A 12,105-nucleotide genomic window follows, 5' to 3' on the forward strand; every position below is an offset into this window, starting at 1 on the left:
AACCGTCTCGGTGGCAGACTGAGGCCGTGACCAGCACCGACCGCGACGCCGCGCCCCAGTTCGTCCTGCCGCTCGTCGTGCGCATCGAGAAGGACGACCCGCCGACGCGCACCGACGCCCTGGAGACCGCGGCGCGCGCCGTGCTCACCCTGCTGTCGGACGAACGGGCCGCCGGTGAGGGCGAATGGGCCGAGGCGGTCCGGGACTGGCAGGACGCGCGGATCCGCAAGGTCGTACGGCGGGCGCGCGGCGCGGAGTGGCGCCGGGCGGGTTACCTGCCGGGCATCACCGTGACCGGGCTGGCCGCCGAGGTACGGGTCTATCCGCCGGTCCCGCTGGACGGCTGGCCGAAGGTGCTGGCGAAGCTGCAGGTCTCGGGCACCGAACTGGACGATCCGGCACCCCCGCCGCCGGCCGAGGCCGGGCTGCCGGTGCTGTGGATGAACCCGGAGCTCGACATGTCCGCGGGCAAGGCCATGGCCCAGGCGGGCCACGGCGCGCAGCTCGCCTGGTGGGAGCTGTCGGACGCCGAACGCACCGCGTGGCGCGACGCCGGTTTCCCGCTCGCGGTCCGCACTCCCGTGCCCGCCCGTTGGCCCGCGCTCACCGGCTCCGGCCTCCCCGTGGTGCGCGACGCCGGTTTCACCGAGATCGTCCCCGGCTCCTGCACCGTGGTCTCCGACTACCTCCCGCTGCGCCGCACCACCAGCGCGTAGCGCCGGGCGGGCACCAGGCCCGCACGGGGCACGGGAACCTCAAATCAAGCTCTGAACCGGCCACCCACAGGGTTCGCCCGGTCCGCGCGGGGCCATCACCCCGGCACGGCGTGTACAGGACGCGGAGGGGGACGGCATGAAGGACTTGGGTACGGGTATCGGCTGGCGGCCGGAGATCGCGGATGCCATCGAGGAGCTGCCGGGTGTCGACTGGGTGGAGGTCGTCTCGGAGAACCTCTGCGCCGATCACCTCCCGGAGCCGCTGCGGCGATTGCGGGAGCGCGGCACGACGGTGATCCCGCACGGGGTCTCGCTGGGCCTCGGAGGCGCGGAGCGCCCGGACCCCGGGCGGCTGGCGGCTCTCGCCGCGCGGATCGGGCTGCTGGGGGCACCGCTGGTCAGCGAGCACATCGCGTTCGTACGGGCCGGCGGGCCGATGACCGGCTCACCGCGGCTGGAGGCCGGGCACCTGCTCCCGGTACCCCGCACCCGCGACGCGCTCGACGTGCTGTGCGCCAACGTCCGCATCGCGCAGGACGCGCTGCCCGTGCCGCTCGCGCTGGAGAACATCGCGCCGCTGCTCGGCTGGCCGGACGAGGAGTTCAGCGAGGGCGAGTTCCTGTACGAGCTGGTGGAGCGGACCGGCGTGCGGCTGCTCATCGACGTCGCCAATCTGCACACCAACCATGTGAACCGGGGCGAGGACCCGGTGGCGGTGCTCGACGAACTGCCGCTGGAGGCCATGGCCTACGTCCATGTGGCGGGCGGGACCGAGAAGGACGGCGTCTGGCACGACACGCACGCCCATCCGGTGACCCGGCCGGTGCTGGACGTGCTCGCCGCGCTGCACGAGCGGATCCGGCCGCCGGGTGTCCTGCTGGAGCGGGACGACAACTTCCCTTCCACGGCCGAACTGGCCGCGGAACTCGCGGCGATCCGCGGTGTGCCCTCGGCGGCGCAGGTCAAGGAGGCGCACTGTGTCTGACGCCGACACCGGCCGTACCGGCACCACGAGCACTGCCACCGGCACCGCCACCGCCACAGTCCCGGCCGACGACGTCGCCGCCGCCCGGCAGCGCCTCGCGCTCGCGCAGGCGGCGCTGCTGTCCGCGCTCGTGGCGGGCACCCCCGTCCCGGAGGGCTTCGACCGCGGCCGGATACGCGTCCAGTCGCGGGCGCTCGCGGCCAAGCGGGCCGACGTGACCGCCAAGGTGGCCCCGGAACTGCCACAGATCCTCGGCGACCGCTACCGTCCCGCCTTCCTTCGCTACGCAGCCACGCACCCGCTGGAGGGCGGGTACCGTCTCGACGCGCTGCGCTTCGCGGAACATGTGCTGGGCGAGGGGGCGGAAGCGGTCGCCGACGACGCCACCCGCCGCCTGCTGGACGGCTGGTGGCGGGAACGCTCGGGTCCGGCCCCGCTGTCCGCGGCCACCCGCTCCGGGCGCCTGGCCCGGACCGGACAGCTCGGACGACTCGGCCGGTTCGGCCGGTTCATGGACGCGGCGCGTACCGCGCTGCCGGGAAGGTGACCGCGATGACCGTCATGACCGGCCTCGTGATCGTGGTGTACCTGCTGATCGCCGCCACCTCGGCGTATCTCGTCGGGGAGAAGGTCCGTGCCCGCCGGTTCACCCGGCCGTACACCGGCGAGATCCCGCGGGATCCCCTGGAGACCGCCTTCCTGGCCGGCGGACCCGGCCGGGTCGCGGACACGGTCATCGCGGCGATGTGCGCCGACGGCCGGATCGCCGTGACCACTCCGGGGCAGCTGACCGTGATCCGGCCGGTCGCCGGGAATCCGGTGGAGACCGCCCTGTTGGAGGCCTGCGGCGCCGAGTGGGGCGGCGGTCTGCGCCAGGTCCGTACGGCGGTGCTGACCGGAGCCCCGGTGCAGGCGATCGGCGACCGGCTCGCCCGGCGCGGCCTGTTCTTCCAGCCCGAGGTGCACCGACGCTGGCAGCGCGTGTCGACGCTGCACAAGACCATCTGGGTCCTGCTGCTGTTCCTGTCGTTGGCGGAGGTGATGCCGCACCTCGTCGTCGGCTCCGGCCTGCCCTTGCTCGTACGGGTGCTGCCGGGACTCGCCGTCGGGCTCCTCGTCCTCCTGACGTGCTCGGCGCCGCGCGGCAGGCTCACGCCGGCCGGCCGGCGAGTCCTGCACGGAACGCGCCTCACCAACCGTCCGCTGCTGGCCGCCCGTACCGCGACCGGCGGCCACGACGGCTCCCTGCTGATCGCGCTGGCCGGTGTCGCCGCGATCCAGGACTCCCTGCTGCGGGACGAGTTGGCGCGGTCCTCCCGGGCGCCGGCCGGACAGCCGTCGTCGGATCCGTCCGACCCGACCGCGTGGGGCGGCGGCGCGGGCGGCTGGGCCGGCGGTGGCACCAGCTGCGGCGGTTCCGCTTCGAGCTGCGGCGGCTCCTCGTCCAGCTGCGGCGGCGGAGGCGGAGCCGCTTCCAGCTGCGGTTCGAGCTCGGGGTCCAGCTGCGGTTCGAGCTCCGGTTCGAGCTGCGGGTCGAGTTCGGGATCCAGTTGTGGTTCGAGTTCCGGTTCCAGTTGCGGATCCAGCTCGGGCTCCAGTTGCGGCAGCAGCAGTTCGTAACGGGCCGTTCGTCCCGGCAGCCGCCCCGGTCACCTGCGTCGACGTCGGCCGAGGCGGCGACTCACCAGTACCTCCACACCCTCGGCGGGCCGGGCCGGGCAATCCGTGAAATGCCTGGCGGAGTGTCACTACCGTCGAGTAGAAATCCCTTATGTGGATGCTGTTCCTTCTCGTCGCGTGTGTCTCGGCGGCCGTCTCCTGCGCTCGTCTCTGCCGGGCCGCGATCGCCGCGGGCGCCCTGCCCGCTGCCGGGCCCGGCGGCCCGACGCCGGTCGCCGGACTCGGCCTGTACGAGACGGCGTTCCTGTCCGGCGGACCGCGCCGGGTCACCGATCTGACGCTGGTCTCGATGGCGGGCGAGCGGCGGCTGGTGCTCGCCCACACCGGGTGGGCGACGGTGGTCGACGCCGAGGGCCGCGACGATCTCGAACGGTCGCTGATAGCGTCGATCGGCCCGGCCGGCCAGTCCCCGGTCGCCGCGATACGGGTGGCGCACGCCGCGGCCGGCGCCATCCGCGCCCTGGGGGAACGGCTCGCGGGCGACGGCCTCGCGGTGCCGGCGGCGGCCCGTGAGAACGTCACCGCCGGGATCCGCCAGCTGCGCGGCGCCATCGTCCTGAACCTGCTGATGGCCGCGGCGGCCATGGTCCTGGCCGCCGGCGGGCAGAGCGACGGCGGGCAGGCACTGGCCTGGTTCACCATGCCGCTGCTGCTGACCACCGGCTGCTGGATCATCGCCCGCGTGGAGGTCCACCCGTACACCCGCTGGGCCTCCCCCGCAGGACAGGACGCGCTGCGCGCCGTTCCGGACGGCCCCGGCCCGCTCATCGCGCTGGCCGTCCGCGGCCCGGCCGCGCTGCTGGACCCCGCGCACCGGGCGGCGCTCGGCTAGTGCTCTGGCCGGAAAGGTTTGCCTGGTTCGCGGCGGCCGGCGCGGTTCATCGCAAGGCGGAGGATCGTCCTCGTACCGGGCGTACTCGGACGACTCCGACAACGCAGCGAGGTGCCGTGCCGGGCGTCGCGAACCGGTGAACCTTTCCGGCCAGAGCACTAGGTCGGGCTCCTCCGGGAGTGCTCCCCGGGGCCGGCAGGAGTGGTCGGGGACGACACCCGCCGCTTGTCCTTTACTTCATCCACCACCGCCCCAAGGATCCCTTTTGTCATGCCCTGACACGAGAGGATCCTTTGTGCGATCGATCGCGCTGTACGGCGTCGCAGGAACGCTGGCGCTGAGCACCCTGGCCATCGCTCCCCCCGGATCGGCGGCCCAAGGACCGCCGCACGGCGACCGGGTGGCCGAGGCGCGCGGCGCGGCCGTCGCCGCCGAGCGCGCCGGGCGGACCGGGGTGACGTTCGGCAGGTGCGCCGCGGCGACCCGGCTGCCCGCCTCGGTCCGGTGCGGCTCCGTGTCCGTACCGCTGGACTACGCCCGGCCCGACGGTGAGCGGCTGAACCTGGTCATCAGCCGGGTCGCCGCCACCGGACCGGCCGGTGAACGCCAGGGCGCCCTGGTCTACAACCCCGGCGGACCCGGCGGTTCGGGTCTGTACTTCCCGCTGTTGAGCGTCCTGAAGGTCAAGGAGTACACCAAGGCCGCCCGCGCCTACGACTTCGTGGGCTTCGACCCGCGCGGGGTGGGCCAGTCCGCGCCCATCTCGTGCGAGGCGCCCGCGGACTTCGTCAAGGCGCCGACCCGCGACCCACGTCCCACGAGCGAGCGCGACAAGCTGGACCGGGTCGCCGACGCGAAGGCGTACGCGGCGGGCTGCGAGCGCCGCTCCGGGCATCTGCTGCCGTATCTGACCTCGCTCAACAGCGCCCGAGACCTGGATGTCATCCGTGCCGCGCTCGGCGAGCGCAAGCTCAGCTACTACGGGGCGTCCTACGGCACCTACCTCGGCGCGGTGTACGCGACGCTCTTCCCCGGGCACGTGCGCCGCATGGTCTTCGACAGCGTCGTCAATCCCGACCCGCGCCAGATCTGGTACCGCGCCAACCTGGAGCAGTCCGCCGCCTTCGAGACCCGCTGGGCCGACTGGCGCGACTGGGTGGCCCGGTACGACTCCGTGTACCACCTGGGCACCGACCGCAAGCAGGTGCAGGACGCCTACGACACGGTCAGGACCGAGCTGGCCGTGCGGCCCGCGGGCGGTGTGGTCGGCCCCGGCCAGTTGCAGAGCGCCTACCTCGGCGCGGGGTACTACGACGACACCTGGCCTGAGCTGGCGGCCGCCCTGTCCGCCTACGTCCACGGCGACCCGAAGCCGCTGATCGCGGAAGCGGCCCCCAATCCCGCGAGGGCCGTCGAGAACGAGAACGGCAACGCCGTCTACACGGCCGTCGAGTGCGCCGACTCGCCCTGGCCGCGTGACTGGTTCACCTGGGACCGCGACAACACCGCGCTCGCCCGCAGCGCGCCCTTCGAGACGTGGGACAACGCCTGGATGAACCTGCCGTGCGCGTTCTGGCAGGGGCCGCACCGGCAGCCCCTGGAGGTGCGCGCGTCCGGCCACGAGCTGCCGCCGGTGCTGCTCGTCTCCGCCGAACGCGATGCCGCGACGCCGCACGCGGGCGCCGTGGAACTCCAGCGCCGGCTGCCCGGGTCCGTGCTCCTCACCGAGCGGGGATCCGGCTCGCACGGTGTCGTGTACGGCCCCAACACCTGCGTCAACGACCGCGTCGACGCGTACCTCCTGCGGGGCGAGACAGGAACGGACCGCACGCCGTCGTGCGGTCCGCATCCCGAGCCCAAGCCCTAGCCGGCCCTGGGGGCCGGCCGGACAGGCGCTACGCCAGGCCGGCCACCAGCTCGCCGATCTCCTTGCGCCGCCCGGTGTAGAACGGCACCTCCTCGCGTACGTGCATCCGTGCCTCGGACGCGCGGAGGTGCCGCATCAGGTCGACGATCCGGTGCAGTTCGTCCGCCTCGAAGGCGAGGATCCACTCGTAGTCGCCGAGCGTGAAGGCCGGCACGGTGTTCGCTCGCACGTCCGGGAAACCCCGCGCCATCTTGCCGTGGTCGGCGAGCATCCGGCGGCGGTCCTCGTCGGGCAGCAGGTACCAGTCGTAGGAGCGCACGAACGGGTACACGCTGACGTACTTGCGCACGGTCTCGTCGGCGATGAACGCCGGGACGTGCGACTTGTTGAACTCCGCGGGGCGGTGCAGCGCCATGTTCGACCACACCGGGACCATCGCGCGGCCGAGCTGGGTGCGGCGGAAGAGGTTGTAGGCCTCCTGCAGCGCCTCCGCGGTCTCCGCGTGCCACCAGATCATGAGGTCGGCGTCCGCCCGGAGCCCCGACACGTCATAGGTGCCGCGCACCGTGACGTCCTTCGCGGCGAGCTGCGCGAACAGCTCCTCCACCTCGTCGGCGTATCCGGAACGGTCCTCGGGCAGCACATCGCGCAGCCGGAAGACGGACCAGAGGGTGTAGCGGATGATCTCGTTGAGATCCTTCGCCTTCTTGCCGGCGTTCGGGGCCCTGTCCGGAGCGTCGGGGGCAGCAGTCGAGTCAGTCATGCCGTCATTCTCCCGCGTCCCGCGCGCTGCCTGTCGCCAGGGTCGCGGCCAGGGAGGTGAGCACCTCGTCGGCCGCCTTGCGGGCACTGGCCACACAGGCCGGAATCCCCACCCCGTCGTAGACCGCGCCGCAGACGGCGAGCCCCGGCAGCTTCCCGACCTGCTCGCGGATCCTGGTGACGCGCTCGACATGGCCGACCGGGTACTGCGGCAGCCCGCCGTCCCAGCGGGTGACGCGGGCCGCGACGGGTGCCGCGGAGAGCCCGATGGCCTCGCCCAGGTCGCGCCGCGACAGGCGTACGAGGTCGGTGTCGTCCCAGGCCAGGTCCGCCTCGTCGCCGTGCCGGCCGACCGAGGTGCGCAGCACGAAGGTGTCGGGTCCCGCCTCGTCGATCCACCCCCACTTGTGGGAGGAGAAGGTGGACGCCTTGATCGTCTTCCCGTCGACGGGCGGCACCAGGAAGCCGGTGCCCTTCGGCATGCGCAGCACATCGCGCCGCCGGAACGCCATCGTGACCAGCGCCATGCTGGCGTACTCCACCGCCGACAGTTCCGCGGCGGCGACGGGCGACTCGGCCGCCAGCAGCCGGGCGGCGGCCGGGGCGGGGGCGGCGATCAGGACGGCGTCCGCGTCGAGCACCCGGTCGCCGACGGTGACCTGCCAGCCGGTCGCGGTGCGCCGCAGCTCCCTGGCCGGGGCGTTGGTCTCGATCGTGACGCCGGCGGCCCGGCAGGCCTCGGCGACGGCGACCGGCAGCTGCCCGACGCCTCCGCGGATGCCCATGAAGACCGGTCCGTCCGGGGCGGCCTTGGCGGCGCGCCGCTGGACACCGCGCACGGCCTCGATGAGGGAGCGGCCGGAGCGGGCCGCCTCGAAGAGCTGCGGCATGGCCGCGCGCAGCGAGATCTCGTAGGCGTTGCCCGCGTACACCCCGCCGAGCAGCGGCTCCACCAGCCGGTCGACGACCTCGTGTCCGAGCCGCGCGGCGACGAACTCGCCGACGGCCACGTCCTCGCCGATCCTCGTCCGGGGCAGTACATGGTCCAGTGGGAGCCGGGCCAGGCCGGCGGGCGACAGCAGGCCGGAGGCCGCGAGGGGCCGCAGATCCCCGGGGACGCCCATGACGTGCCCCTGCGGCAGGGACCGCAGCCGGCCCCGGGTCCACAGGGCCGCGCCGGACACCGCGGGTGGCTCCAGCCGGTCGCCGAGCCCCACCTCGCGGGCCAGGGCGACCGCTTCGGGCCGGCGCGCGAGGATCGACTCGGCGCCCAGGTCCACGGGCACGCCGGCGATCTCGTCCGCGTACAGCTTTCCGCCGAGCCGGGCCGAGCCCTCCAGCACCGTCACCCGCGCGCCGCCTCCGGCCAGGAAGTGGGCGGCGGCGAGTCCGGAGACTCCGCCGCCGACAACGATCACATGCCCTGTTCCGCGGTGTGTGTCGGTCATGCCTCCACTGTCCCAGATTCCCGAACGAGCTCTAAACGTGACCGCTTCGGGACCGGGGATCCGAAACCTGGACCGCCCCCTCCACGTCGTAGGGCCAACACCGGTTCCATCACCGGTTTCCTGCCGGTGAACGACCTCTGGGGGAGTTCGATGCGCCAGCCGACCACCATCCGTCGCAGACCCTTCGCGGCCCTCGCCACCGCCGCACTGGCGGCCACACTCGCCGTCGCGGGCTGCGGCGCCTCGAACACTTCGGGCAACGACGCGGACAAGGCCGCCGTCGCCCCTGCCCAGGCGACCGGGAAGGGCGCCGCGAACGCACCGAACGCGCCGTCGGGCACCGCGAAGGGCGCCACCACCAGGATTCCGGTGACGTCATCCCCGAACTATGTGGTGCGCACCGCGACGCTCAGCGTCGAGGCGAAGGAGAGCGTCGCGTCGGCTCTCGCGTCGGCACGGACCACGGTCACCGGCGCGGGCGGCTACGTCGGCGACGAGAACACCACCCGCGACAGTGACGGCCACGAGCACTCCACCATCACCCTGCGGGTGCCGCCGGACGCCTACGACAAGGTGCTGAACGATCTCGCCGGCCTCGGCAGGCTGATCGAACGCAAGGTCAGCACGGAGGACGTCACCAGCCAGGTGGTGGATGTGGAGAGCCGCATCCGATCGCAGCAGGCGAGCCTCGCGCGGGTCCGGGAGCTGATGAGCCGGACCACGCAGCTCAGCGATGTGGTCACTCTTGAGGGTGAACTCAGCACCCGGGAGGCCAACTTGGAGGCGCTGCAGGCCCAGCAGGCGTCGCTGAAGGAGCGGACGAACCTGGCGACCGTCACGCTGGTGCTGTCCGAGCCGGAACACGCCGCTTCCGCGCCGCCGGAGAAGAAGGACGACGGCTTCTGGGACACGGTCGGGAACGCGCTGGGTACCGGCTGGCACGCCTTCTACGTGACGCTGCGCGGGATCCTGGTCGTGCTCTCGGTGGCGCTGCCGTTCGCGGTCCTGGGCCTCGCCGGCTGGTTCGTCTTCGTTCTCGTCCGCCGCAGGCTCTCCCCGCCGGCCGTGGTGCCGGAAGGGGAGAGCGCGACCGAGGAGTAGAAAGCCGCGTCAGACCTCGGTGGTGCGGTGGACGAAGTCCACGAGGCGGGTGAGCGCGTCCGGGTCGGTGCTGGGCAGCACGCCGTGGCCGAGGTTGAAGATGTGGCCGGGCAGGTCGGTCGCCGAGTACAGCACCTCGCGGGTCTTCGTCTCGACGGCGGACGTCGGGGCGAAGAGCACCGCCGGGTCGAGGTTCCCCTGGAGCGCCTTGTGGGGACCGACCCGGCGCGCGGCCTCGTCGAGCGGGACGCGCCAGTCGACGCCGACGACGTCCGCGCCGGCCTCGCCCATCAGCCCGAGCAACTCGCCGGTGCCGACTCCGAAGTGGATCCGCGGCACGCCGTAGTCGGCGACGGCCTCGAAGACCTTGACCGAGGAGGGCATGACGTAGCGCCGGTAGTCCTCGGGGGAGAGCGCGCCGACCCAGGAGTCGAAGAGCTGGACGGCGCTGGCGCCGGCCTCGATCTGCACCTTGAGGAAGGCGGCGGTGATGTCGGCGAGCCGGTCCAGCAGGTCGCGCCAGAGCTCGGGGTCGCCGTACATGAGCGCCTTGGTGCGCTCGTGGTTGCGGGACGGGCCGCCCTCGACGAGGTAGCTGGCGAGGGTGAAGGGCGCGCCCGCGAAGCCGATGAGCGGGGTCTCGCCCAGTTCGCCGGTGAGCATGCCGATGGCCTCGGTCACGTACTTCACGTCGTCCGGCTCCAGCCCGCGCAGCCGGCCGAGGTCGGCGCGGGTGCGGATCGGCTCCTCGACGACCGGGCCGACGCCGGGCTTGATGTCGAGGTCGAGGCCGATGGCCTTGAGGGGCACGACGATGTCGCTGAAGTAGATGGCCGCGTCGACCTTGTGGCGGCGCACCGGCTGCAGCGTGATCTCGGTGACCATGTCGGGCCGCATGCAGGACTCCAGCATGCCGGTGCCCTCACGGAGCTTGAGGTACTCGGGCAGCGATCGGCCGGCCTGCCGCATGAACCACACCGGGGTGTGCGGCACGGACTGACGCCGACAGGCGCGGATGAACGGGGAAGCAGCGGTCTGCTGGTGCGCACTCACGCCTTGAATCTTCGCATGCGCCGGGATGCGTCCCACGCGCCCGGGTGTTGCTCCACCCGTGGAGGCCGCGGGCGGCCTAGTCTTCCGGGCATGGCAGCGGTTCACGGGCACCTTGCGGACGGGGACGGCGCCCCACTCCCCTTCCAGCGCGCGGTCGACGCGTTGAGTTCCGCACGGGTACGGCCCGAAGTGGAGATCGACACGACAGCTCCGCCCAAGCGTCTCGCGTCGTACGCGTACGCACTGGAGGCAGCGGTCGTGGTGGACGGCGAGGAGCTGGCCGACGGCCGGCTCATCATGCTCCACGAACCGGACGGCCATGAGGCCTGGAACGGCACGTTCCGGCTGGTCACGCTGGTGCGCGCCGATCTGGAGCCGGAGATGGCGGTGGATCCGCTGCTGCCCGAGGTGAGCTGGTCCTGGCTGACCGGCTCGCTGGAGGCGCGCGGCGCCGAGTACACCGAACCGAGCGGAACGGTCTCGCGCAGTTCCTCGCACTACTTCGGTGCGATCGCGGAGCGGCCCGATTCGACCGCGATCGAGATCCGGGCGTCCTGGACACCGCGCGAGGGCCTGGACGGGATTCCGGACGTCGCGTCCCATCTGGCGGCCTGGTGCGATCTGCTCTGCGCGTGCGCGGGACTGCCCCCCACCGAGGGCCACGAGTCGCACGACCTGCCCGGCGGCGGCGTCGTACCGATGCCCAAGCGCCGCGGCTGACTGTCCGTCGGGTTTCTGCGTACTTCCGCCCGGTTTCCGCATACTTCCGGGCAATTCCGCCGCGTCCCCGCCCGGCGCTCGACATGATCTTGTTCGATCGAGCGTCCGATTTGCCGGAATTGTTACTCAACAAATCGTGATCATTCCCTAAAGGCCGGGGCAATTGCTGCCGAAGGAGACTGTGACCCTCTCAGTCCCCCCTTCGCCACAGGAGGCCCGGTGTCAGTTCTTCTCGAGCAGCCCACGAGCCTGGTCGCCTACCGTCCGAACAAGCCGACGGCCATGGTCGTCGTCGCCGACCCCCGCGTCCGATCCACCGTCACCCGGCACCTGTGGGCGCTCGGTGTGCGCGATGTGATCGAAGCCTCGTCGATCGCCGAGGCCCGGCCCCGGGTCAGCAGCCCCCGCGACATCTGCGTAGCCGATGTCCACCTCCCCGACGGTTCCGGCCTGACCCTTCTTGCCGAGACCCGCGCGGCCGGCTGGCCGAACGGCCTCGCGCTCTCCGCCGCCGATGACATCGGCGCCGTCCGTAACGCACTCGCGGGCGGCGTCAAGGGATACGTCGTCACCGGTACCCGCAACAACCTCGGCGGCATGCCGGGCCGTCCCGGCGCCGCGCCGGTCGGTTCGGCCGGCGCCCGCATGCAGCGCCGTCCGCCCGGCGCGCCCGGCCACCCCGGCGGCTACCGCGAGCTCTCCGGCCGCGAGGTCGAGGTGCTGCGACTGGTCGCCGAAGGCCAGTCGAACAAGGCGATCGGCGTCTCGATGGGCCTGTCCGCGCTCACCGTGAAGAGTCACCTGGCACGTATCGCCCGCAAGCTCGGCACCGGCGACCGGGCCGGAATGGTCGCCGTGGCCCTGCGTACGGGCATCATCCACTAGCCCTCCCACACCCCCGCATGGCCGCTGCGCCCGTCGACGGAACGTTCCGTCGACGG

10 protein-coding genes and 1 pseudogene are annotated in these 12,105 nt (G+C 72.7%); 8 read left to right on the forward strand and 3 right to left on the reverse strand.

Annotation, left to right across the window (positions count from 1 at the left end; genetic code table 11):
• Nucleotides 1–26 precede the first annotated feature (26 nt).
• From AC07DC_RS24365 to AC07DC_RS24385, 5 genes and pseudogenes are all read left to right on the forward strand, one after another.
• The gene (locus AC07DC_RS24365) at nt 27–716 is read left to right on the forward strand and encodes an aminoacyl-tRNA hydrolase (protein ID WP_478916582.1); all 690 of its coding nucleotides are present in this window, start codon (nt 27–29) and stop codon (nt 714–716) included.
• 136 nt (nt 717–852) lie between these two features.
• Nucleotides 853–2,248: pseudogene (locus AC07DC_RS24370) on the forward strand (MbnB/TglH/ChrH family RiPP precursor modification enzyme).
• Nucleotides 2,249–2,253: 5 nt separating this feature from the next.
• Entirely contained in the window at nt 2,254–3,321 is a 1,068-nt protein-coding gene (locus AC07DC_RS24375; protein ID WP_478916583.1) for a TIGR04222 domain-containing membrane protein, read from the forward strand.
• A gap of 151 nt (nt 3,322–3,472) precedes the next feature.
• Entirely contained in the window at nt 3,473–4,213 is a 741-nt protein-coding gene (locus AC07DC_RS24380; protein ID WP_478916585.1) for a TIGR04222 domain-containing membrane protein, read from the forward strand.
• A 295-nt stretch (nt 4,214–4,508) separates the two neighbouring features.
• Nucleotides 4,509–6,080: an alpha/beta hydrolase gene (locus tag AC07DC_RS24385; protein ID WP_478916586.1), complete on the forward strand. Its 1,572-nt coding sequence runs from the start codon at nt 4,509–4,511 to the stop codon at nt 6,078–6,080.
• Between the two features lie 28 nt (nt 6,081–6,108).
• On the opposite strand, the gene hemQ is transcribed toward AC07DC_RS24385, so the two are convergent.
• Both hemQ and hemG read right to left on the reverse strand, forming a co-directional pair.
• Nucleotides 6,109–6,843 carry a hydrogen peroxide-dependent heme synthase gene (gene hemQ / locus AC07DC_RS24390; RefSeq protein ID WP_478916587.1) on the reverse strand — a complete coding sequence of 245 codons (735 nt, stop codon included), beginning with the start codon at nt 6,841–6,843 and terminating at the stop codon, nt 6,109–6,111.
• 4 nt (nt 6,844–6,847) lie between these two features.
• Nucleotides 6,848–8,290, reverse strand: coding sequence for a protoporphyrinogen oxidase (gene hemG / locus AC07DC_RS24395; RefSeq protein WP_478916588.1), 1,443 nt, complete (start codon nt 8,288–8,290; stop codon nt 6,848–6,850).
• 150 nt (nt 8,291–8,440) lie between these two features.
• Between hemG and AC07DC_RS24400 the strand changes: the two genes are divergently transcribed.
• On the forward strand, nt 8,441–9,391 hold the full coding sequence (locus AC07DC_RS24400; protein ID WP_478916589.1) for a DUF4349 domain-containing protein: 951 nt from the start codon (nt 8,441–8,443) through the stop codon (nt 9,389–9,391).
• Nucleotides 9,392–9,400: 9 nt separating this feature from the next.
• Here AC07DC_RS24400 and hemE read toward each other — a convergent pair whose 3' ends face one another.
• Nucleotides 9,401–10,471, reverse strand: coding sequence for a uroporphyrinogen decarboxylase (gene hemE / locus AC07DC_RS24405; RefSeq protein ID WP_478916776.1), 1,071 nt, complete (start codon nt 10,469–10,471; stop codon nt 9,401–9,403).
• Between the two features lie 63 nt (nt 10,472–10,534).
• Between hemE and AC07DC_RS24410 the strand changes: the two genes are divergently transcribed.
• The gene (locus AC07DC_RS24410) at nt 10,535–11,164 is read left to right on the forward strand and encodes a DUF3000 domain-containing protein (RefSeq protein WP_478916590.1); all 630 of its coding nucleotides are present in this window, start codon (nt 10,535–10,537) and stop codon (nt 11,162–11,164) included.
• 219 nt (nt 11,165–11,383) lie between these two features.
• The gene (locus AC07DC_RS24415; RefSeq protein WP_478916591.1) at nt 11,384–12,049 is read left to right on the forward strand and encodes a LuxR C-terminal-related transcriptional regulator; all 666 of its coding nucleotides are present in this window, start codon (nt 11,384–11,386) and stop codon (nt 12,047–12,049) included.
• Nucleotides 12,050–12,105: the final 56 nt, after the last annotated feature.

It is taken from the genome of Streptomyces sp. NPDC045021 (assembly GCF_056432645.1).